This window comes from Lacrimispora sp. (genome assembly GCF_036758025.1).
Lineage (GTDB): Bacteria > Bacillota > Clostridia > Lachnospirales > Lachnospiraceae > Lacrimispora.
Genome location: NZ_DAIOXM010000001.1, coordinates 169,010 through 192,561, shown reverse-complemented (window position 1 = coordinate 192,561; position 23,552 = coordinate 169,010). Strand labels below are relative to the sequence as shown.

Genomic DNA, 23,552 nt, shown 5'->3' with positions numbered 1-23,552 from the left:
GTATACTGTATTTAGTATATACCAAAACAAAGAAAAGCACAAGCCTCTTGTGAATTTTTTATAAAATTTTTCCGAATTTTAACTATGTTTTTTATTTGACAAACAAGCGGAATGGTGTATAATGTTGATATTAAACAAGGGCGTTTCCTAACCGGAATTGCCCTTGTTTTTTTTATTAAAAAAAAAGGAGGATGTTCTGTATGAAAAAATTGGAAATCATCATCAAGCCGGATAAGCTGGAAAATTTGAAAGCCATTCTGGAAGGCTGCAAGGTCAATGGCCTAATGATCAGCAATGTTATGGGATATGGAACCCAAAAGGGCTATACGCAGATGTACCGGGGAACCGCCTATAACGTGAACCTGCTTCCCAAGGTAAAGGTGGAAACCGTAGTTCCCAAGGAGCTGGCAGATCCCATTATTGATGCAGTGGTAAAGGAAATCAATACCGGCAATTACGGAGACGGCAAGATTTTTATTTACGACGTGCAGGATGCGGTGCGCATCCGTACCGGTGAGCATGGGCGCGAGGCCCTGTAATTCCGAAAAGACAGACATGAAACCTCCAGCAGAATGAAACAACATTATCAACGGAGATAATTGCTCTTAAAAAGCAGTTATCTCCGTTTTTCGTTTCTTCTGCCGGGAAAATATTCGATTATCAATTGAAGAAGGAGCTTTGATTATGGAAAATACTACTATGTTATTGAATGTCATATGGACGATGCTTGCCGCTATTTTAGTTTACTTCATGCAGGCCGGATTTGCTCTGGTTGAAACAGGCTTTACCCGGGCAAAAAATGCAGGAAACATCTGTATGAAAAACTTAATGGACTTTGTACTGGGTTCTCTGTTCTTTTTTATTCTGGGCTTTCCTATTATGTTTGGCAGTGATGCAGCCGGAATCATAGGAACTTCCGGCTTCTTTAATCCCTATTCTCTTGCAGATGCAGACGGATTATTCAGCGGTCTTCCCATTGCCGTATTCATGATCTTTCATACAGTGTTCTGCGCCACCTCTGCCACCATTGTTTCCGGGGCCATGGCGGAACGGACCAAATTTTCTTCTTATCTCATCTATTCTGCTGCCATCAGCGTGGTTATATACCCTGTAACCGGACACTGGATCTGGGGAGGCGGCTGGCTGGCTGAAATAGGCTTCCACGATTTTGCCGGCTCTACGGCAGTTCACATGGTAGGAGGCATATGCGCCCTTGTGGGAGCTAAGATCGTAGGACCCCGTCTGGGCAAATACGGAGAGGATGGAACTCCCACTGCCATTCCGGGCCACAACATTCCCTTAGGCGTCCTTGGAGTATTTATCCTCTGGTTCTGCTGGTTCGGCTTTAACTGCGGCTCCACCACGGCTGCCACATCCACAGTGGGCAGCATTGCCATGAATACCAACTTAGCTGCAGTATCCTCCACCCTTGTGACCCTTTTATTCACCTGGAAACGGTACGGAAAACCCGATGTATCCATGACCTTAAACGGCTCACTGGCCGGACTGGTGGCAGTAACAGCAGGCTGTGACGTCATAACTCCCTATGAAGCCATCATCATCGGTGTGATTGCAGGCTTTGTCATCGTTCTTTCCATTGAATTTATTGACAAAAAATTAAAGATTGACGATCCGGTGGGCGCTGTAGGCGTACATGGGTGCTGCGGACTGCTGGGAACCCTGCTGACAGGAATCTTCGGAGAGGGATGCAGCTTCCTCACCCAGCTAATAGGAGTTGGGTCTGTCATTGCCTATACCGGAGTAATGGCCTTCCTCATCTTCACCCTTCTTCATAAAACCATTGGTCTGAGAGTTTCCGATCAGGAGCAAATTGACGGCCTGGACCTTCACGAACATGGAATGAGCGCTTATTGCGGCTTCCGGATGGATAAATAACCTTTTTCCTACTCCTCCGGTTTTTGCTCTTCCCTTGCCCTTAAAAGGCTGTTTTCACTGTCCTCATCTGCAAATAAGGGCCTCATTTCCTCTCCATCCCTCTTTTCCTCGGGCGTGTACCGCTGGAATACGGGGGATAGGATGTAGGAATTGATAAATGCAATAAGGGGAAAGCCAAAGAGCATTAATATCATCATCACTGGGGGGATCATAAGAACAAATCCGGCAGCAATCAAAGCTCCGTTAATAGCCAGGATTCCGATGGTGCGGAACAAATGGCGCAGGGACATGAAAAATGCATTGAAAAAGGTCCGCCTGACGGTGTTGAAGAATCTGGCCTGCAGAGGGAAGATATAAGTAAAGATTGCGGCATAGATTAAAGCCATGGCAATGAATACGGTAAGCATTACAGTCCGAAAGCTCTCTCCGCCCGTAAACAATCTGGTAAAGACGTATACGTCGATTCCAAGAATTACGCCTGCTGCCAGCATAATCAGCCAGATAATTGTGGCCTGCTTAAAGTTCTGTTTAAAGGATTTGAAAAATGAACGGATGGTATACCCGTCATCATCCCTGGCCAGCTTTAAGGTCACGTAATAGACTGCCGTAGTAGAGGCGCCTATGGTGAAAATCGGAAGGCTGCACACAATCCATAAGATGTTTAAAATAATCAGGTCCCCGAATTTGCCGATAAACCGCCAGACTGGATTGTCATAATTAAAAAAGTTAGAAAACATATGTTGTTCCCCTCCAAACGTAGAATTGAAAAATATTATAGCCCATGTACCTGGAAAAATCAAATCTTCTCCCTTATTTCATCAAAATTTCATAATTATTTTAAGGAAAGCTGTCTTTCATATGGTATAATCTAAAAAGTTCCCCCGAAAAATGAAGAAAGAGGCGCAAACCATGACACCTTATGAAGACAAGACCTTAAAAGATTCCCTGCAGGAGGAAAAGCAAAAGCTGAAGAACATGAGCATCAAGGACAGACTTTGGTATATCTGGGAATATTATAAGATTCCCATTTTAAGCATTATGGCAGCCCTGGCCCTCATAGGTTCCATCGGCTCAGCCATGTACCAGAACCGGTTTGAAACGGCCCTCTCCTGCTTCATCTTAAACAGCAGGCCAGGCAGTGACACAGACCTCCTGTCTTCTTACTTTGACCAGGATTTCCGCCAGTATGCGGGACTTGATGAAAATGTAAAAATTGATGTGGATTCCTCTATGTCCCTGACCTTTGACGAGTCGGCCATGAGCGAGCTCACCTATGCCTCCCTTGCCAAAGTCACTGCTGTGATCTCGACCAAGGATCTGGATATTATGATCGGAAACCCGGAAACCGCCGCACACTATGGTTCCATGGGCGGCTTTGCCGACTTAAAAGAGCTTCTTCCGGCTGATGTATATGACAAGGTAAAGGACCGCCTTTATATGTCCACCAATGAAGAAACCGGAGAAACTGCTGCAACCGGCATCTTCATCGGAGAAACGGACTTTTGTGACCGGACAGGACTTATTATGGAAGAACCTGTTCTGTCTGTTGTCAGCAATTCCACCCGTACAGACACATGCCTGAAGCTGATCCGCTATATCCTTGAGCTATAAGCCGAAAGCCCAGGCTCTCCGCCAGCTTTAAGGAAGGCAGGTTTGTCCGGTCTATTCTGGCGTAAATCTGTTTGGAAATCTCCCGGGTTCCATATTGTAAAATGGCCTGGCAGGCTTCCTTTGCATAACCCTGGTTCCTGTAGGGAGAAAAAATGTGATATCCCAGTTCCACCGGGGTATCCTCTTTTTTTATGGAAGAAGAAAATTCCGGATACATAGATAAATCCAGATTGGAAAGACCGGCCTTTCCAACCAGTCTGCCGCTGTCACGTTTCTCCAGGGCCCAGATTCCGTATTCATAAAAGCCATACTGGCATCTGATATAATCTTTTAAATATTCTTCCCTTAAAAAACGGCGTCCTTCCTCCCCTGCTTCCGGCTCATCAGGAATCAGAAGATAGTCTCCGGGAACCATTTCCCGGACGGTCAGACGGCTGGTTCGGGTAATGACCCAGGGAAGGCCCAGCCTTCTTCTGACCACCCGTTCCAGAAAAACATCGTCAATATCCTCCAGCTTTTCTACAACATAGGCTGCCGGAACAAGGCTCTGGTTCTCTTTCTCCCGGTCCCATAAACCAATAACAGCCCTGCCTTCCGCATAAGCAGAATGCAGGGCTTTGCAGTCATCGGATATGGTAACCCGGAAAACGGCTCCTTCTACGGTGATTTCCCTCTCCCAGGTCATTGCATCAGCTCTCCTGTGGCTTGGAATAAGCTTCTCCAAAGGTATCCACTGTCATGGATCGGATCTTCTGCTCCTCCATAGGACGGTCACTGTAATCGGTCTTTACAGCAGCGATCTTGTTGACAATATCCATGCCTTCTGTAATCTTGCCGAATGCAGCATAAGCTCCGTCTAAGTGAGGAGATGCCTTGTGCATAATAAAGAACTGGGAACCGGCTGAGTCAGGATGCATGGCTCTTGCCATGGACAAAACACCTTCGTCATGTTTTAAAGCGTTTGGAAATCCATTCTGGCTGAATTCTCCCTTGATGGAGTAGCCGGGACCGCCTGTTCCTGTTCCCTCCGGGCATCCGCCCTGAAGCATAAAACCGCTGATTACTCTGTGGAAAATCAGCCCGTCATAAAAGCCTTTTTCTACGAGACTGATAAAATTATTCACTGTGTTTGGTGCAATATCCGGATACAGCTCTGCTTTCATCACATCGCCGTTTTCCATTGTAATTGTTACAACCGGATTCTTCATGTTAATCTCCCTTCTGAGTTAGATTTCTCATCTAGCAATATTTTATCAAATACATGGACGTTTGTCCACATGTTCATATTTTGTTCAAATTTTATTTAAAAACCTTTTACAAAAATAATATTATTTCTTCATGTTTCATGGATATACTGTAAACATAGCAAAGAATTGCTGAAAGACTTTTTTTCATAATACAGGAGCTGATGATTCGTCATCAGCTCCCCCTCCCTTTTTCTGGACATTTCTGTTCATTACAAGCCCCCAAGATTTACAAGCCTCGGAGCCGAAAAATTGTATTCAAAGAACCGAGTGGTACCGATCTGAAAATCATCATAGGTCCTGAAAAAATATTCGCAGGTATTGATATTGATAAATGCGGTGTATTTTGTGTAGTCATAAACGTTCCGGGCGGCAATAACAGCCCCCTTTGGAACGGATATGTTTTCCATGACGTGAAAGCAGGAAGTGATCGCTTCCCCTCCATGTTCCGGCTCCGGGACATGGGATTTTAAATAGGAAGCCCGGACAAATCGCTCCGGGGAAGTAAAGCCTCCCGGCAGAGGCATAGATCCTCCTCCCTGTCCAAAGGGAGTCAGCTCCACTTGTCCCCAGTTGACCTTTTCTGTCTGCCAGGGAGAAGCATCCATGTAATTTCTTAAATTGGTCATATGCCAGGGAAATTCTGGACTGTTTGTCAGAACGCCCATGGGATTTTCCATGACTGCCTTTCCCTTTTCCGTGATCTCCACTACAGCGCAGGCTCCGCTTCTGTCAACTGCAATCCAGTGAAGAGGCGCCGCAGTCCCGGTAACCGGGTCCTTTACCCCTACAACGGAAACGCCTTTTACCAATGTCTTTAATTCTTCTACAGAGGAGCAGTTCCCCAGTATATAATGAAGAAAATCATAAGCCGCAATCCCATTTTCAGAACAGGCATCATACTTTGCACAGCCTGCAAAATAGAGGGCTGCCGCTGCAAATCCCATCTCATTTACCCCGTCAAAAAGAAAGAGCTTTCCCTCCAGCTCCTGTCCAATGCCGATAAAGCCGTAGGTATTGGACAGAGCCGTCATATTCACACAGTTGGTCCATTGGTAATGCTTGGGGACAATGAACAGGTGAGGTTCAATATCATAAGAAAAATCCATAGTCCTTCCAAAAAAGGTTTCCCCCTGCTGTGTTTGCAGGGTAATAGCAGTGCACATAAAATCTACCTCCTATTTCTATCAATGCTTACTTATTTATATAGGAGGCAGATTATTTTTATGATAAAATCAGGACAGACGGTCAGACAGGGTTTTTATTAGGCTCCTTACTTCCTCCAGGGTGTCCACCGGCTGCAGGCAGGTTCCGCCGCTGCAGACGTAATACTTTGTTTCGGACTCAGGTATGGGATAATCCGCTGTAAAGGGAGCTGATTCAGAAAGCTCTTTTTGATTTCCTGCTGTTTTCCATAGAAGACTTATATTTCCTGCGATTTCCCTCTGGAGTGTGGTCACTTCCTCACGCGACGGCTCCCGGGCTGAAGCTGCCACGATTTCCGCGGAAGGATAAAGAAGAGTCTGAAAAGCCATGAGAGCAAAGCAGTGGTTTGCAGGGCTTTGAGCTGCTGCTCCTGCCATGCAGGAAATCTGCTTTTCCAAAACCTCCTGCCACTTCACTTCCCCTGTCAGGTGATAGAGCCTGCTTAATACATAGGCTGCCACAGAATTTCCCGATGGCAGAGCGCCGTCGTAAAACTCCATGGGGCGGCTGATGAGCCTGTCTCTATCATGGGCATACATGTAGAAGCCGCCCTCGGCTTCATCAAAAAATAAGTCCACCATCTTTTCGGAAACTTTTTCCGCTTCTTTTAAATATGTGACGGAAAGGGAGGCTTCGTACAGTTCTAAAAGGCCGAAGGCGTAAAAGGCATAATCATCAAGCTGTCCGTCGTGGACCGCTTCTCCGTCGCGATACCGGATAAAAAGCCTGTTGTCCGGGGTTTTCAGATTCTTTTCTATAAAAGCATGGGCTTTTTGGGCGGCTTCTAAATATCGGCTGTCGCCGAGAATCTTATATGCTTTTGCCACTCCGGCGATCATAAGGCCGTTCCAGGAGGTGAGTATTTTATCGTCTGTGTGAAGGGTTGTTCGTTTTAGGCGGTATTGGTAAAGCTTTTGACACAATGCCTTTATTTCCTGGTTTTCTGTTTCAAAATCTTCATTTCCGATTAAGTTTGGAATATTTTTTCCTTCAAAATTGCCCGCTTCTGTTATGCCAAACCACTGACAAAATACCTCTCCCTGCTCTTTTCCCAGAATGTCTATAATTTCTTTTTTCTCAAAGGTGTAGAACTTTCCTTCCACTCCCTCGCTGTCCGCATCCTGGCCGCAGTAAAAGCCGCCCTCTTCATCAGTAAGGACGGAAAGTACATAGTCCAGGATTCCTTTTGAAACCATGGCGTAAAATGGATTTCCGGTGATTTGGAAGCCTTCCGTATAGGCATATAGCAAAAGGGCGTTGTCATAGAGCATCTTTTCAAAATGGGGAACCAGCCACTTTTCATCGGTGGAATAGCGGGAAAATCCCCCTCCGATGTGATCGTACATGCCGCCCCGGTACATTTGTTTCAAAGTCTTTTCCGTCATGGAAAGCACATTTTCCCCGCCCTCCAGCAGATAATGCCTGAAAAGGAAAATCAGGTTGTGGGCCATGGGAAATTTGGGGGCTCTATGAAAGCCTCCCCACTGTTTATCAAAGGCCCTGGAAAGGGTATTTGACGCTGCTTTTAAAAGTTCTTTGGAAGGCTCCTCTTCTGTTTCTGATTGGGAACGGGTTTCCTTATTTAATAAACTTGTCAGTTCTTCTCCTACGCTTAGAACACGGTCTCTTTCATTCTTCCACAGCCTTTGAATGGAAGATAAAATATCCAGCAGTCCGGCAGAGCCCCATCTGGAAAGCTTTGGGAGATAAGTTGCGGCATAAAAAGGCTTTTGCTCCGGCGTCATAATAATAGTCAGAGGCCAGCCGCCGGAGCCGGTCAGGGCCTGGCATACAAACATGTATACAGAATCAATGTCCGGCCGCTCCTCCCTGTCCACCTTTACAGCCACGTAATCCCGGTTTAAGACTTCTGCCACCTCTTCATCTTCAAAGGATTCATGAGCCATGACATGACACCAGTGGCAGGTGGAATATCCGATGGAGAGAAAGACCGGCTTATCTTCCGCTTTTGCTTTTTCAAAAGCTTCCCCTCCCCATGGGTACCAGGTAACGGGGTTATAAGCGTGTTGGAGCAGGTACGGGGACTTTTCATTGATTAAATTATTGGAAATCTTGTTAGAGTCAGGCATAGCAACACCTCTTTTTAATTAAAATTTGTAATTATTGTATCCAGCTTTGTAAAACTTACCCCTGTTAAATCCAAAGTATTAATATATCCGACAGCATAAAAATTGCAATTATAGATGCCTTTTTCTTACTCACATAAGCCCAATGATATTTTTTCAGCCTCTTCAATTATCTTTTCCGGAAACTCCATATATTCCAATAGGCGAAGTGCATTTGTCGATGTCGCAGGTCCAGAATAAATTTTATATTCAAATGACATCTTTTTTTCACTTATGTGTTCTTTGAAATGAAAGCAATCAAAGTAACCATTTAGCATCTCTGTTAGCTTAATATCATGTGTTGCAACTACTGTTATACTATTTTTTTCATATATATATTTTAAAATAGATGCAGATGCAGCAATCCTTTCATTTGTGTTTGTTCCTCTAAGTATTTCATCAATTACGCTAAATACTATTGTATCATTATTCAATAAAGAAATAATCCTCTTTAAATATTTGATTTCTTTTATGTAATAACTTTCTCCAGATGCAACTTCATCACGAACAGCCATAGACGTCACAACTGCACAATGGGGCATCTTAAATCCGCTTGCAATGCAGGTATTAATACTTTGGCCTAATATTGCATTAATTGCCAGTACCTTAATAAAGGTAGATTTTCCAGAGGCATTTGCCCCTGTGATCATACACCCTTTATTAATCGTTACAGAATTATAAACAGGGTTTTTTACAAACGGATGAAAGATCTCTTTTACTTCTATTACGCTTTTATCATCAAACTGAGGCATGCAATAAAATGGTAAGCTTTTTCTAAATGAAGCTACAGAAATAGCAGCATCTATTTGTCCAATAATTTCATATAAAGCTCTTAATTCTCTTTGGTGCCCAATTAATTGTTTTATTACTTTGTCATACTGTATCAAATCCCATAATGTAATCCCAAAAGTTGCCGACTCCACCAGAGTCATCGCATCTCCTGATATACTGGATTTAAAACGGTATTGCAGCTTTCCGATAATCAAAAGCAATTTTTGAAATACATGGATTCTTTCACTTAAATCCTTGAATTTACTTTCATACTTTAATTCTGTTGAACTTACAATTTGCTGTGCCGCTCTCATGATTCGCAAAATACTGCTCAGCATATTCAAATATGCTTCATACCTGTTTTTCTGAATAGAATATATGACAATATTAGCTAACGCTGTAAAGGCTGGGAACCACAAATATACATAATTTATAGTTGCTACTGCTGGTATGAAGGAAAGAAATAACAAGACTCTCATAAAACGATAAAAATCTATATTGGGAATTCTAAATGCTTCCAAATTATCTATATACATAGGTAAATAATAACTGTCTGTCTCTTTACCCAAATGGGAAATTAAATACCACATTTCATCGCGTTCTGATTCTTCATTATTAAAAAATTCAACTTTTTCTTTCCATGCTTCGTATTCTGTTCCATGGTTTCCAATTGTATGAAGCATGGAATAAAGCTTTTGTTCCCCTGCAAACGATTGGCAATTATTTATTTCATCATAAATCTGATCCATTTCTAAATCAAACCAGGTTATATCATCGATTTTGTCTTTATCAGGTATGTTTTTAGAAATTGAAATCCAATCTCTTTGGACAGCTCCCAGGTTAATATGATTTTTGGAGGTTGTCTTCCCGAAATTTTGATGCAAATAATTTTTAGCTTTTTGTTTTTTCAATAAATACAGACGTTTCTTTACTTTATTAAATATATTCAATGTAATGATTGCAATTAAAAATATAACAATTATATATGTTTTCATAGTTTCCTCTTTCCAGCCGTATAGCCTGCTAAAACGGGAGATTTATGGTATTCCAGCGACCGATAGAACAATATGTTATTATCTTTTATTGTATACCTGCCATGAGCAAACTTCAATGCTGAAAGCAATATTGACAGAAATGGTTCTGAAACTTATTCCAGAACCATCTTGATTTACGTTTATTCTTTTTTACTTAAAATATAAATATACTGCATATTATTATGGCAGCGATCCATAAAATCATCATCAATCCTTGCAGCTTTAAGGGATTACAATAATTGAGTCCATAATTTTATGAGCAGATTCTACACTTTTGGCATCGTCACGATTCATTAATATCAAAATCTGGTAAGTTTGTTCCGGTGTTTCTATTCCCTTCAATAACCCATGTTTATAGTCACTACCAGTAATTCCAAAGGAAGATTCATATTCTTTGCTTACATCATCATTGGAAAAGCTTAAAGTGAATACTTCATAGCCTTTTCCAATTTGCTTGTCCTCCAAAATCTTTTTTGCCTGCTCTTTTAATCTCGGATACAATAATATATTCTTAGCAGGATCGTCGAAACCTGTGCAGATTATTTCAACGCTTCCATTATTTACAGATGTAAAACCTGCCACACTACTATCCCCTGACATAACTTTCTTCCAACTCCGATCAGGAAAGCTAATGCTGCATCCATTCCACTCATATGTATATGGGCTATACCCATAGATGAATATGAGAGCCAGACAAACGATGGAGATGATTAAAAAAGTAAAAATCATTTTTATTTTATTCATTATTTGCAGCCCCCCTCCTAACATACAATAGCTCAAACTTCACGTCCACACAATTTCACGTCTTATAATTCATTTTCCACAGTAAAGTTCACATCAATGCCCTGTATGGAAAAGGTTATTTTACAAGTGCAGGGGTTGCCTCTTCGTCTAAAAATGCCATATTGATGGTATTCTTTTCTGTATCGGTAAATAGCACAATACCCACATGGTCATAAGCATGATCCCTTATAACAGCACAATCAGCGGCAATCTCATTTTCAGAAACATCAGTCCTAGTTAATAAATCCCTGATTTTTTGTTCCGTCCGCTGTTTCTCCAGACTTTAGCTTTCGCCTGCCACTGTAAATGCTGCATATAATCGAAATGTACCATAGCCACCCGGTGACATGACAAGAGATGCATCTTTAACGATTCGATAATCACCCGGGGAAAGTTTTCCGTAAAGCCATTCCCAATCGATAGACATTTCCTTGCTTTCCATCGCTGGCAGCATATATCCAATGGAGTTGAAACCATAATTTTCAATGATAGGTTCAACATCTATCCAGCCGCCATCATCTTTTCGCTGTATAGTGTAACTCTCGCCATAAATGTATTCAAAATCCGTAACATTTTTAAGAGTAACGGTTGTTCCCAATGGTGTTGCTATACCACCTTTCACCAACATAACAATAGGCCGTTTACTCAAAAACTCTTCCATATCTCCATACCGGATGTCAATGCCACTCCCGCTGCTCTCCCAAATACTTTCAAGGTTCACCATATCAAGCTTTCCGCTCTCATTTGAATGTACGATCAAACGATAACCTTCCTCAACACTGTAGGCAATTATATTGTAGTCAGTTCTTGAGCTGGTGTTTACACCGGCATATTTTTGAAAGTCTTCAAACAACAGGCCATCTCCCTTTTTAGCGAGAGCTCGCACATCTTCAATAGTTATGTCCTGGGACTGGTATGAGACAGGGGAGGGAGCTGCGTACATCTTTTCAACCGAACCCTTCCAGTCATTCTTGAAATCTTCCCATTCCAATCCTATGGTTTCAAGATATTCGGAAACATCCTTCCTGTTATATACTGCGATGGTGTTATAAGCCGCCTTATCTATTTCTCCGCCACTGGGTGTTGAACGAAATGCATAACTTACTTCTTCAAGGTTATCAATCAGAATAAACAGCAATACGGCATTTTTCGGCGTAACCGTTATAGTTCGTGCATCGCCGGCTTCTGTGTCATCAGGTTCATAGTAAACGGTAAGCGTATAAGGAGTATGGCCTGTGCCGTAATCATCTCCTATAGAAAAAAACTGCTGCCTATACTCTCTATTAATCCTTGGAAGCGCATTTACAATATTGCCGACTGCGCTGTTGTCTCCTACGTAAGGTGTTCCCATTGCGGAAAGACGGTCAATGTCTTCCATGTTTATACTCATATCAGGACTTGTGAGAACAATCCCATAAACAGTATTTACCTGCGCCGGATAAGACTCGGCAATTTGCCCGTTATAATAGACAATAACCTTGTCACCAACAGTAAAATGAGTCATGCTGTCTTTCAATTTTACATCAAGAGAAACACTGATCAAGTCACTGCTTCTGCGCGCCTCCTCACCTTCATTAACACGCACAAGAATAGTATTGTCATGCACTTCGATTACAGTTCCGGCAAAGTGCGGCTCATTAACAACATCATTCATAGACCTTGGTGTGATTGAATCCAAATTATTTCTATCCGTAGGGCGATTCACCAAAAAACCTATACTGAACACCATCACCAATGCCACTATAGCAATCACAATCCTCCTTGACGGCTTTTTGAAATTCAGTACATTTTTTATTCTTTCCTTTATACCGCCTTCACCAAAGGCAAGCGGACTGCCGCCTATGATACGCCTTTCCGTGGCTAACGACAGCAGAGACATAGAGTAAGCCTTCTTAACTTCGCTGCCAATTTCTTTCAGTACGCGCTCATCGCAGGACATTTCCATATCAGCACCCATCAGAATAAATGCCAGCCATACCATGGGATTGAACCAATGTAAACATAAAATAAAAAAGGCCACAATTTTTACAATATGGTCACATCGCCTGATGTGGGTTTGTTCGTGCAAAAGAATATAGATTCTTTCCTGGCCGGATAAGCCAATAGGAAGATAGATTTTCGGTTTGAAAGCGCCCAGCACAAAAGGCGATTTAATATTTGAGGCTTCGTAGATATTTGTATCAATGTGAGATGCATGTTTCATTTTTTTCCTAAGAACAACAAATGAAACCACACCGTAAATAAGCAGTACAGAAGCACCAACAAGCCAAACAAATGCACCAATAATAATCCATATCTGAAGCGGATTTACGCTGGCAGTCGGTGTAGCAACAGGAAGAACGCTGCTGATGGCGTTATTCACAATAGAAATACCACTATCAATACGCGGTGTAGGTTGTATGGCTATATCCGGGGGAATGGTCTGAGCCTTAAATGGTATTAAACTGAAAACGCTTTCGATTGAAAATGGAAATACAAGCCTGAATCCTGCCACTGCCCACAAGCAGTAGGAAATTATTTTAGGAGCCTTTTTTAGAGGCAGACGGGCAAGACATATGGCTGCGATAACAAATGCACCCATAAGGCTCATGTTTAGAATTGCAAGGAACAGTTTATCCATTGTTTCCGCCCTCCTCATGCTCTTCGATCAGCCGTTTTAGCTCTGCTGCCTGCTCTGGTGTTAATTTCCTGCCACTAAAAAATGATGTGATAAATTTAGGAAGCGACCCGCCGAATGTATCTTCTACATAACGGCGGCTCTGACGGGCAATTTGCTCATCTTGGGTAAGAACCACCGACACACTGGCATTTTCGTTTTTGAATACACCCTTATCGCAAAGTTTTTTTAATACCGTGTAAGTTGTTGACTTCTTCCAATTCATTTCCCGCTCCACAAGAGCGACTAGATCCGGGGAAGAAAGCGGCGCATTCTGCCAGATCAAAACTGCCAGCTTTTCTTCTGCTGTAGTAAGTGTTATATCCTTAGCCATAATATTCTCTCCAATCTAAACTTATTAGACTGATTATAGTCTATATCATTTAGACCAAATATGCAAGAGGGAAATATCTCCAGAAAAACTCTGCCGAGTATTCACTCGTTGTAACTGTAACATTACCAAAAATACTAATAAGATAGGGTTAATCAGCTTCCATAATAACCTTTTTTAATAACTCTACATATTCCTTTAACATACAAATTCCATAATCAGTTATTTCATAAGTAGTCTTAGTTTTCTTCCCATCTATCTTTTTTACTGATGTTATAAATCCCCATTGTTCTAATTTCGATAGTTGAACGCTCATATTTCCATCCGATGCTTCAACCAAATCTTTTAATTCATTAAATGTCTTTTTTCCATTTACAAGGCAACTAATTAATTTTAATCTAAGTGGCAGACTTAAAGCCTCCGGTATATTATTAATATCCATCTTTACTACTCCGTCGTAATATATAAGATAATCCAATGTACCCTACAGTAATGCAAATATAATAAAATATGATCAAAGCAGCAGGACCTCTCCCAGAAACACCCGAATTATAATACAACATATCCAAGGTTATAAAAACAAACAAAATTATGATTGACAAAATAACAAGACCTTTTCTATTAACTATAAAACCACAAATAATAAAGCAAAAACATACAAGTAATATATTTATAAGCATATCAAATTCTTGCAGTCTCGGTAATAAATCAAGTGCCCTTTCGGGAGATACTGCTAATATCACTCCTCTTACTGCAATTTCAACAAATGGTAAAGCAACCGCGATAACTCCCCACATACCAAGACAACTTAAGTAGTACTTATTTGAAGTGATATTTTCTTTATTATATATCTTAAAATAGATAATCAGCATATATACTGCTGCCAATATCCCCAATGCCAATGCAATAAATCCAAATGAACTATGATCCCCCCAAACTTTTCTCAATACAATGGGGAATACACAAAGGGCTATCTGAATCACACCATATCTCCACAATATTTCATATAGACCACTATAGTCTTTTCTTGTTTGTTCTAAAGTTTCAGTTATAGTTGTAAGATCATCATAAGCTTTTTCTTTTTCTAAATTCATAAAATCCTCCATTTCTGCAAGCACCGTCTTTTGTCCCCTTCCCCCAATCTTAACCAGTTTTATATTTGCTAATTTTTTATACTTATCTTTATATTATTAAGCGCTTTATTAAATATGTTAATATAAAAAAGATATCGTTTTAAGCGATATCTTTTTTTCGGAACGACTCTGCTTTGATTAGATATGTCGATCCGATTATAATAGTTCTTCAATGTTTTATTAGGTGAGAAATCTCCAAATAGACATTCGCCAGTCATGGTGAGTGCCCAAAATTCCTATCGGGGTAGTGGTTCCCACCAGATTTTTCTGTCTTAAACCTTTATTTTGTTACCAAACTAATCCTTAAAAACAGTTATCATTACTTCTACAATAATTATAATAAGAATAAGAAAAAAAATAGTTCCAGATTCAGATTTTATAATATTTAACCAAGAAGCATTTGTTTTAACCTTTTCTCCAATAATCAATGATAAAATAATCACAATATATCCCATATTGTTTATAATGATTTTTTTAATATTACCACCTAATCCTTATAATCTTTTGCATATACAGTAGTTGTAGCGCTATCAATTACTGTTGCATAATTACTATCAGCATGAAACTTACGTATAGTGCGTTCAACTGCACGTTGCTGCACAGGTATATTTGGTATTTGAGTCCATCTGAAAGAGACATCTTCTATTACATAAGTCCTTTTAACATTTTCTTTAACAATATAATTCACTATTCCGGATATAATAGTCACTGCTACTTTAGCATATGGATTAATGTTTGCAAATTTTACAATTGCATTAATTGTCACCGTAACAGCCGCAGTGGTTGTTCCAGTTATACTATAGGAATATTTAAAGGTTCCATAATGCTCAAAAGTGTTGCTTACTGGCCATCCATCCCATGTTCCCATTGGGGTAGGCGCATTCGCAAACTCAGATTTATTACTGCTATTAAGATCTAAAACATGGGTTGTTTCCTTCCCATTTTCGATAATCGTTGTAGTTACCATATTATTGGCTACATTAACAATCTCACGTCGAACGAGTGTTTCCTTTTGATTTTTTTCAATTTTAAAAATCGATGAATGAGTGTAAGTTAAATCGCTATTGACTTGATCATATACTCGATAACTTTCGCCATTCTGATCATAGGTATAAATTAATTCTTTAAAACTACTCCTGGAAGAAGTAGAATCTAATAAAGCCTCTATGCTACCTTTTTCATAATGAATATTGGATTTTTTCCCATCATAAACCTGCTCTTGGGCAAAAACATATGTTGCAGATGATAAGAGCATTGCAATTGATAATAAAAAGCTAACAATTCTTTTAATAAATTTTTTCATTAAAAATTCCTCCTCGTATTTAATATAGGCTGCAAAATGCTTAGTGCCTAAAGATACCTTAACTTGTTAACACTATAGCGATATCAGCTAGAATCCATACCATCCATTGGAATCCCTCCCTTCTTTTTGCAAATATATAAAAGTACCAATATCGGCCTAATTAATAATAACTTTATCAGAAATTACCGTGATTTTATGTTCGAATTGTTACTTTTCTTATGATTTTAGCACTGATAATATCTTATACAATTACGCAATATTATTATAAAACCTTTTTTAATTTGAAATTCTATATTTTTATAATATATCGATACAGCTATTTTGTCAATAACAATTTTAATTTTTAAAATAGTATTAATAATAATTGACTTTTTCATAATATAGAGCTATAATTTATTATAATATGAAATTATAATTTAAATAAAAAATAAAAATCAGGAGATGAGCAATATGTTAATCAAAAACAATATGAATTCATGTTTTTTCCTTACAAGCAAAGAAGAAGCTGCCATGAAAGTTTTATGGGCATCCGAAACGCCTTTAAGTGCTACCGAAATCGCCGAAGGAATTCCTGACAGAACCTGGCCTACAAGTTCCATTCAGAGCATTTTACGGACACTGGAAAAAAAGAAGGCTATTGAAGTTGCTGAAATAACAAAAATCGGAAAGTCCTATGGACGGCTGTTTCGTCCAACAATATCAGCCAATGAATATGCTATTATGCAGTTTGATAGGTATTATCAAGGAGATGATCAAGATAGTTTGTCTTTAATATCAATGCTTTTGGGCAAGAAAAACAGCAAGGAGGAAATCGCAGAAGCTTTACAGGAACTATTAGACCAATACAGGGAGGAATAGTTTATGGGGTTAACATTGTTCTCGTTCCTGACTTCGCTTATATGGGTAAGTATCTTTGCAATTGTCATAAAATTATTAAGCAGGCAAATGATCCTATTAAGAACTTTCTCAATATATCCCTTGATTTTTTTGATATGTTTATGTTTAATAAGGTTCTTTTTACCGACAGAACTATTCTATACTCAAATTATTAGATCTGAAAGTTTATTGCCTGCTTTACAACGTGTATTAGCTTACCCTCTTATTAATCTTTCCAGCAAAGGTATTACTGCCAACGTATTTGATATCCTGATTCTTATAAGTGTCGGAGTTGCATTATATAAACTTTGCAGAAAGATAAATAAATATAGAAGATTTTATAATATACTATGTATTTTCCCCGCTTCTGAAGATCAACGCATAAAATCAACCTTAGCGAATATACAAAACCTTATCGGCGCAAAAAGGGAAATAAAAATTATAGTACACAAAAGCATAAGAACACCGGCAATCGTTGGCCTTTATTCACCAATCATAATTCTTCCAGATATAAATTTCACTGACGACGAATTATTTGGAGTATTATTACATGAGTGGCAGCACTACCGTCAGAGACATGCAATCATTAAGTGCATTTGTGATATCATTCAGACCATATTTTGGTGGAACCCCTTTTTTAGATATTTTAACAATGAAGTAGAGCACACTTTGGAAATGCACTCTGATGAAAAAGTTAGTTATTATTTAAGTAGGCAGCAACAACAGTGTTATTTAAATGCAATAATCAAGGTCATACAAAATCAGGGTAAAGGTCAAAAGGAATCTATATTAACTTGTTGCTTAGTTGAAGAAGCTCAAAGTAATCGGCTCAAACAACGATTTAAAATGTTGCTTGAAAGTAATTATTCAAATATTAACAAACAGAGAAGCAAAATGTTTATTCCAATTATGTTTGTCTTGCTGGTTTTATCGTATACGTTTGTCATTCAACCTTATAGCATGCCCAGTGTCCAAGATTATGGAACTATGACTGACATTTCCAGTGACGACTATTTGGTAAAAACAGATTCTGGTTACAATCTTTATAATAGCGAAGGAGAATTAATAGCTAATATTTTAGTTATTGATGATAGTTTAAAACATTTAAAAATAATAAATCAGGAGGATTTACCATGAAAAAAACTTTGAAAACAAACCTTATCGGCCTATTAGCAACAGCTACATTTTTAATGGCTCTGCCAATTAGCACTTATGCATCTGAGTCTCAAGCAGGACAAATACAGACTACTGCAAGCTCAGAGGTAGGTCCCCAGGCAGAAGAAACTGGCTATATATACAAAATTATGAATGGCAAGCAGTATAAACGGCTTTGGTCATATACATATGCAAGATGGATTGATAAGGAGTGGACATTAGTATCATAATGGAATGATACCAGGGAATCGTGAATCAAAGCATACTTGTCCATGGAATAACAATATAATATTAGAAAACAAAAAACTCCCATAGTCTGCAGACTTTACTATGAAAATGCAGACTACGGGAGTTTTCTTTGAAATAAAAATCAAACACTCTTATGCCAATGGTCAGGCAGGGAATATTGATATTATTTAGCTTTAAAGAATATATTCTACCTGGGATATGTAACTTCCTTCATTAAAAATATCAACGCCAATATATTGGGAAGGGCCATCAGCCCATTCCAGATATCGGAAAACTCCCACACAGTTTCCAACTTTGCAATACAGCCCCCAAATACGGCCCCTAAGTAAAGAAGGGTATATACCTTTCCCCTTAAAACCCTCTGAAGGAAATACAGGATACGCCTCTTTTTTAAACTTTCCGCCAAATAAACCGCCGCCTGCTTCCCAAGATAATACCAGGCGATAATAGTAGCAAATGCAAAAATCACCATAGCCCCTGAAACCACATACTGTCCAAGTCCTCCCAGCCTTCTGGAAAAAGAGTATGCAGTAAGAGCCGCCCCATCATAACCAGAAGCCGCCGGATTTCCATCTGTCATGCACAGAATCACAAATGCCGTCATAGTACAGATTAAAATAGTATCAAAGAATATTTCAAACATAGCCCACATTCCCTGCTGCTCCGGCGTAGTATCCTCTGCCGCCCCGTGGAGGACTGCCAGGCTTCCAAGGCCCGCCTCATTAGAGAACACGCCCCTGGATATGCCATACTGCAAGCTTCTGCTGACTCCATATCCGGCTGCTCCGGAAAAGACGGACACCGGACGGAAGGCATCTTCAAAAATACACCGGAAAATATGGGGGATACTGTCCCAGCAGGACATGATCACAACCATGGAAAATATCATATAAAGTCCTGCCGACACTGGAATCAGCCGTTCAGAAACAAAGGCGATCCTTCCGATTCCACCCAGCACCACTAAAAATACCACTCCTGTCAGCAAAATTCCAACGGAAACAGGATTTATGTCAAAAGCATATTCTAAGGTTTCAGCAATGGAGTTGGACTGAACCATGCTTCCCATTCCAAGGGAAACCATGATACAGAGGAAACTGTAAACCATTCCCAAAACAGGCATTTTCATTCCCTTTTCCAAGTATACCATAGGACCGCAGACCCACGCACCGTTTCTGTCCTTATAGCGGTAACGGATTCCCAGCATGGTTTCCGCATAGCCTGTCATCATTCCGATAGCAGCAGACACCCACATCCAAAATATAGCCCCAGGGCCGCCTGCTGTCAAAGCTGTGGCAACTCCCACGATATTTCCCGTTCCAATGGTGGCCGCCAGAGCCGTACAGGCCGTCTGAAACCGGGTCACTTCCCCGCTTTTCCCGTCTTCATCTTCTCTTATGCTTCCTATAGTCTCCTTCCACCAGCAGGACAGCCCTCTGATCTGAAAAAATCCCGATTTTATGGTATAAATAATGCCCATGCCCAAAAACAAAACCAAAAGCCAGGGCCCCCATACCAGTTCATGGATGCGATGTATCATAATATCCGCTCCTTACCGCTTTCCTTAACACTTATTCACCCAAGCCGGAGAGTATGAAAATTTCCAATGATTTTTATACAAAATAAATAATCCTATGGTATAATATTGCTTATGAGAAGTTTATTTTCATAATACAATTATCTGTACTGTATTTAAAAAAATGCGAGGTGAACAATATGCCCGGTTTTACCACCCATTACTTATTAGGAGTCCGAGTTTTTAACGATATGCCCAATAATCCTTTAAAGCGTATTATCGCTAAACACCGCTGGCTTTATCAGCTTGGCCTTCAGGGACCGGATATGTTTTTTTATAATATCCCCATTCTCCGTCACCGGGATTACCGGAATGTGGGCTCCTACATGCACGAAAATCATGTCAATGATTTTTTCCTCTCCTGCTTAAATCATTTGTCCCAGATCGAATCCAGACAGCAGAGAGAGCAGGCTATTTCTTATTTGAGCGGATATTTCTGCCACTACATCGGCGATTCCATCTGCCACCCTTACGTTTACGGCAGGATTGAGTATGATGTGAAAAACGCCAGCAATTATCACCACGGCCTTCACGCTACCCTGGAAAATGATATTGATGCGCTGCTTCTGATGAAATACAAAAAGAAAAAGCCCTCTCAGTTTAACCAGGCGGCTACCATCTGCTTAAACGGACAGGAAATGCAGTTTATTTCCAGATTTCTATCCGCATGCATCAATGAAACATATTATCCGCAAAACTACAAAAACAATTTCAGCGTAACCCCCAGGATGGTATCCCGTTCTATTCTGGCTATGCGCTTAGGCTGCCGGACCCTTGCCGATCCCTCCAGCCGCAAGAAAAACAGCATTGAATTTGTGGAATCCCTGTTTTTCAGGAATCCCATTGCCTCCCGGAAGCTGGTCACAGACATTCCGCCCGATCCCGTTACGACAATGAACTTAAATCACGAGGTCTGGTGTAACCCCTGGAACAGGCGGCTGGCATCACAAGCCTCCTTCCCGGAGCTGTTTTACCTTTCCATGGCAAAATGCAACGATGCCTTCTTCCTTTTAAATGAAGAGCTGACTTCAACAATTCCTTTAAAGAACTTAGATCATAACAAGCTTTTAAAAGAACTTGGGAACTACTCATATCACAGCGGGCTGGCAGTCAGCACCGACTAAAAAGAAACATGATTGAAAAGCGGCCTTATATCTGCTTTCCAATCATGTTTCTTTTTTGACCTGTTTTCAGCCAAAGGGCTGTAAAATCTTATTTCGCTGTTGTTGTCTCTTCTGTCTCTTCTACGCTCTCTTCTGCTTCATCTTCAGCCTGGTCTTCGTCCTCTTCCACCTCTGATTCAGGCTCTGTAAGCACTGCCCCTTCCTTCGGGACGATCTTTTCATCAGAACCCTTGGGAATGTCCATATCCACCAGCCAGTACTGCTTTTGCTCCATGGTATACTCCGGCATTACAATCAGATGCATGTCGTATTCCTTGAAAAAACCACCGTAAGAGGTATCACTTGACCGTTCATAGGAAAAGTCCTGAGTGGCTGCTTCATCATTTAAATACCGGATTACGGCATCTGCAAATCTTACTGCTTCCTCTGCATTGGTTCCGCTCTTTACCACCAGGTTTAATTCAATTGTTTTCTCGTTCTGATCAACGCTGTAATTGATGCTGCCTTCTTCCAATGCCATGGGGTATTCTTCATTATTTAAAAATTCGTCATCCAGAGCACTTCCGATCTGAGGCCAGTCCAAAACAATTCCCTGCTGTGTTTCAAGAACCGGCTCAGCAGGCCCTCCTGAAGCAAGGATATTGCTCTTGGTACAGCCGCTCAGCATGAGAGCTGTCATTGCACATATTATTAATGCTTTGTTTTTCATTATAATTCCTCCTCATCATTGAACATCCACATTATATAGGATGTAAGACTTTTTTTGTAGTAGTTTCTTTAAAAAGTCATAAAATCTTCACAAATAAGTCAAGGTTTCTTTTACCAATCATATATTTCCAATTTATTCTTGCATTTTTCAGGCATCCATGATACTATGTTCAATATCATTATTATAAAAACTTTTTTGAACATACTCAGGAGGTAAGATTTCAATGGACAATAATAAAAAAGAGCCCTTACTAAAAAGACTGGATTGGACAACAACGCAGGTTCCCTTTATCATCGTTGTTCTTTTATGCCTTATCTTCGTTATAATGCCCACTCAATCAGCCAATGCACTTGCTGCGATCCGGTCCTTTGTAGGAGATGAGCTGGGAAGCTATTACCTGCTTATGGGGCTTTTCACCTTTTTCTGTTCCCTTTACATGGCATTTTCCCGGTACGGCTCCATTAAGCTGGGCAATTTAGAAAAGCCCCAGTATTCCTTTTTTAAATGGGGATCCATGATGTTTACGGCCGGGCTGGCTGCCGATATCCTGTTTTATTCTCTTTGTGAATGGCTTCTCTATGCGGGAGAACCACATATCACAGATATGGGAGCCATGCAGGACTGGGCTTCCACCTATCCCCTGTTCCATTGGGGTCCTATTCCATGGAGTTTTTACTTAGTGTTAGCTGTCGCATTCGGCTTTATGCTTCACGTGAGAAAGCGGAATAAGCAGAAATATTCGGAAGCCTGCCGCGCTCTTTTGGGAAAGCATGTAGATGGACCTGCGGGAAAGCTCATTGACTTAATTGCAGTATTCGCCCTGCTGGCAGGAACAGCCACCACCTTTTCCCTGGCAACTCCCCTTCTTTCCATGGCCATCAGCCGTGCCACGGGGCTTCCGGATTCCAGGCTTTTAACCATTGCTATCCTGGTCATCATCTGTATTGTTTATACAGTTACTGTTTACTTTGGCATGAAGGGCATTGCCAGACTGGCAGCCTCCTGTACTTACTTATTTTTCGGTCTCCTTCTCTATGTGCTTATCGGCGGAGGGCAGGCCAGGTATACCATTGAAACAGGAATCACTGCGGTAGGAAATGTGGTTCAAAACTTCATTGGGCTGTCCACCTGGACCGATGCCCTGCGGACTTCCTCCTTTCCACAGAACTGGACCATCTTTTACTGGGCTTACTGGATGGTATGGTGTGTGGCAACCCCGTTTTTTATCGGTTCCATCAGCAAGGGCCGTACTGTGAAGCAGACCGTTTTAGGCGGATATATCTTCGGGCTTTCCGGCACCTTTACCTCCTTTATCATATTGGGAAATTACAGCCTTGCCCTGCAGACAAAGGGGATCCTGGATGTCATGGGGATTTATAATGCAACCGGAGATCTTTACAGGACCATTATAGAAATCTTTTATACCCTGCCCTTTGCAAAGCTGGGACTGATCCTTTTGGCAGTTACGATGATCGCTTTTTACGCTACTACTTTTGATGCTCTGGCTCTGGTGGCCTCCGCCTATTCCTATAAAGAGCTCAAGGAAGATGAAGAGCCCCATAAGCATGTAAAACTGTTCTGGTCCCTGCTGCTGATGCTTTTCCCTATTGCCCTGATTTTTTCCGAAAATTCCATGACGAACCTGCAGACTGTATCGATTATTGCAGCCTTTCCCATAGGAATCATCATTCTTCTCATCGTCTTCAGCTTCTTTAAAGATGCAAAGGAATATTTAGATAATAAATAGAAAAAAGTCTGGAAGTAAGGTTAAT

At 40.6% G+C, this 23,552-nt stretch carries 22 protein-coding genes; 8 read left to right on the top strand and 14 right to left on the bottom strand.

Features of this window, described 5'->3' with window-relative positions:
• The first annotated feature begins 200 nt into the window (after nt 1–200).
• Both V7M78_RS00835 and V7M78_RS00830 read left to right on the top strand, forming a co-directional pair.
• Nucleotides 201–539, top strand: coding sequence for a P-II family nitrogen regulator (locus V7M78_RS00835; protein WP_333645557.1), 339 nt, complete (start codon nt 201–203; stop codon nt 537–539).
• A gap of 145 nt (nt 540–684) precedes the next feature.
• The gene (locus tag V7M78_RS00830; RefSeq protein WP_333645556.1) at nt 685–1,896 is read left to right on the top strand and encodes an ammonium transporter; all 1,212 of its coding nucleotides are present in this window, start codon (nt 685–687) and stop codon (nt 1,894–1,896) included.
• 8 nt (nt 1,897–1,904) lie between these two features.
• Here the strand turns inward: V7M78_RS00830 and V7M78_RS00825 are convergent, their stop codons facing one another.
• Nucleotides 1,905–2,633 carry a YesL family protein gene (locus tag V7M78_RS00825; RefSeq protein WP_333645555.1) on the bottom strand — a complete coding sequence of 243 codons (729 nt, stop codon included), beginning with the start codon at nt 2,631–2,633 and terminating at the stop codon, nt 1,905–1,907.
• A 172-nt stretch (nt 2,634–2,805) separates the two neighbouring features.
• Between V7M78_RS00825 and V7M78_RS00820 the strand changes: the two genes are divergently transcribed.
• The gene (locus tag V7M78_RS00820) at nt 2,806–3,507 is read left to right on the top strand and encodes a hypothetical protein (protein WP_333645554.1); all 702 of its coding nucleotides are present in this window, start codon (nt 2,806–2,808) and stop codon (nt 3,505–3,507) included.
• On the opposite strand, the gene V7M78_RS00815 is transcribed toward V7M78_RS00820, so the two are convergent.
• The 11 genes from V7M78_RS00815 to V7M78_RS00765 all read right to left on the bottom strand — a co-directional run bounded on the left by V7M78_RS00815 (nt 3,446) and on the right by V7M78_RS00765 (nt 16,094).
• Complete coding sequence (locus tag V7M78_RS00815; protein WP_333645553.1) at nt 3,446–4,192, bottom strand: GNAT family N-acetyltransferase; 747 nt, start codon at nt 4,190–4,192, stop codon at nt 3,446–3,448. The two genes, V7M78_RS00820 and V7M78_RS00815, sit on opposite strands and share 62 nt — an antisense overlap.
• Nucleotides 4,193–4,196: 4 nt before the next feature.
• On the bottom strand, nt 4,197–4,715 hold the full coding sequence (locus V7M78_RS00810) for a peptidylprolyl isomerase (protein WP_333645552.1): 519 nt from the start codon (nt 4,713–4,715) through the stop codon (nt 4,197–4,199).
• Between the two features lie 248 nt (nt 4,716–4,963).
• Complete coding sequence (locus V7M78_RS00805) at nt 4,964–5,917, bottom strand: choloylglycine hydrolase family protein (RefSeq protein WP_333645551.1); 954 nt, start codon at nt 5,915–5,917, stop codon at nt 4,964–4,966.
• Between the two features lie 69 nt (nt 5,918–5,986).
• A complete protein-coding gene (locus V7M78_RS00800; RefSeq protein ID WP_333645550.1) occupies nt 5,987–8,047 on the bottom strand; it encodes a thioredoxin domain-containing protein in 2,061 nt (686 codons plus the stop codon).
• A 125-nt stretch (nt 8,048–8,172) separates the two neighbouring features.
• Nucleotides 8,173–9,849 (bottom strand): MutS-related protein, encoded by a 1,677-nt coding sequence (locus V7M78_RS00795; RefSeq protein ID WP_333645549.1) that lies wholly within the window; start codon nt 9,847–9,849, stop codon nt 8,173–8,175.
• Nucleotides 9,850–10,110: 261 nt separating this feature from the next.
• A complete protein-coding gene (locus tag V7M78_RS00790) occupies nt 10,111–10,632 on the bottom strand; it encodes a hypothetical protein (RefSeq protein WP_333645548.1) in 522 nt (173 codons plus the stop codon).
• Between the two features lie 322 nt (nt 10,633–10,954).
• Nucleotides 10,955–13,291: a M56 family metallopeptidase gene (locus V7M78_RS00785; protein WP_333645547.1), complete on the bottom strand. Its 2,337-nt coding sequence runs from the start codon at nt 13,289–13,291 to the stop codon at nt 10,955–10,957.
• Nucleotides 13,284–13,661: a BlaI/MecI/CopY family transcriptional regulator gene (locus V7M78_RS00780; protein WP_333645546.1), complete on the bottom strand. Its 378-nt coding sequence runs from the start codon at nt 13,659–13,661 to the stop codon at nt 13,284–13,286. Before V7M78_RS00780 ends, V7M78_RS00785 begins: the two co-directional genes overlap by 8 nt.
• 148 nt (nt 13,662–13,809) lie before the next feature.
• Complete coding sequence (locus V7M78_RS00775) at nt 13,810–14,100, bottom strand: transcriptional regulator (protein ID WP_333645545.1); 291 nt, start codon at nt 14,098–14,100, stop codon at nt 13,810–13,812.
• Nucleotides 14,090–14,752 carry a hypothetical protein gene (locus V7M78_RS00770; RefSeq protein WP_333645544.1) on the bottom strand — a complete coding sequence of 221 codons (663 nt, stop codon included), beginning with the start codon at nt 14,750–14,752 and terminating at the stop codon, nt 14,090–14,092. The genes V7M78_RS00775 and V7M78_RS00770 overlap by 11 nt, the downstream gene beginning before the upstream one ends.
• Before the next feature lie 526 nt (nt 14,753–15,278).
• On the bottom strand, nt 15,279–16,094 hold the full coding sequence (locus V7M78_RS00765; RefSeq protein WP_333645543.1) for a hypothetical protein: 816 nt from the start codon (nt 16,092–16,094) through the stop codon (nt 15,279–15,281).
• 450 nt (nt 16,095–16,544) lie between these two features.
• Here V7M78_RS00765 and V7M78_RS00760 point away from each other — a divergent pair, with 450 nt between their 5' ends.
• From V7M78_RS00760 to V7M78_RS00750, 3 genes are read left to right on the top strand one after another with little or no spacing between them, the layout of a single operon-like run.
• A complete protein-coding gene (locus V7M78_RS00760) occupies nt 16,545–16,952 on the top strand; it encodes a BlaI/MecI/CopY family transcriptional regulator (RefSeq protein ID WP_333645542.1) in 408 nt (135 codons plus the stop codon).
• 3 nt (nt 16,953–16,955) lie between these two features.
• Nucleotides 16,956–18,107 (top strand): M56 family metallopeptidase, encoded by a 1,152-nt coding sequence (locus tag V7M78_RS00755; protein ID WP_333645541.1) that lies wholly within the window; start codon nt 16,956–16,958, stop codon nt 18,105–18,107.
• Complete coding sequence (locus V7M78_RS00750; protein WP_333645540.1) at nt 18,104–18,355, top strand: hypothetical protein; 252 nt, start codon at nt 18,104–18,106, stop codon at nt 18,353–18,355. The genes V7M78_RS00755 and V7M78_RS00750 overlap by 4 nt, the downstream gene beginning before the upstream one ends.
• Before the next feature lie 206 nt (nt 18,356–18,561).
• Here V7M78_RS00750 and V7M78_RS00745 read toward each other — a convergent pair whose 3' ends face one another.
• Complete coding sequence (locus tag V7M78_RS00745; RefSeq protein ID WP_333645539.1) at nt 18,562–19,911, bottom strand: alanine/glycine:cation symporter family protein; 1,350 nt, start codon at nt 19,909–19,911, stop codon at nt 18,562–18,564.
• A 176-nt stretch (nt 19,912–20,087) separates the two neighbouring features.
• On the opposite strand from V7M78_RS00745, the gene V7M78_RS00740 reads away from it, so the two are divergent.
• Nucleotides 20,088–21,071: a zinc dependent phospholipase C family protein gene (locus V7M78_RS00740; protein ID WP_333645538.1), complete on the top strand. Its 984-nt coding sequence runs from the start codon at nt 20,088–20,090 to the stop codon at nt 21,069–21,071.
• Between the two features lie 88 nt (nt 21,072–21,159).
• Here the strand turns inward: V7M78_RS00740 and V7M78_RS00735 are convergent, their stop codons facing one another.
• On the bottom strand, nt 21,160–21,780 hold the full coding sequence (locus V7M78_RS00735; protein ID WP_333645537.1) for a hypothetical protein: 621 nt from the start codon (nt 21,778–21,780) through the stop codon (nt 21,160–21,162).
• A 223-nt stretch (nt 21,781–22,003) separates the two neighbouring features.
• On the opposite strand from V7M78_RS00735, the gene V7M78_RS00730 reads away from it, so the two are divergent.
• Nucleotides 22,004–23,527, top strand: coding sequence for a BCCT family transporter (locus V7M78_RS00730; protein ID WP_333645536.1), 1,524 nt, complete (start codon nt 22,004–22,006; stop codon nt 23,525–23,527).
• Nucleotides 23,528–23,552 lie beyond the last annotated feature (25 nt).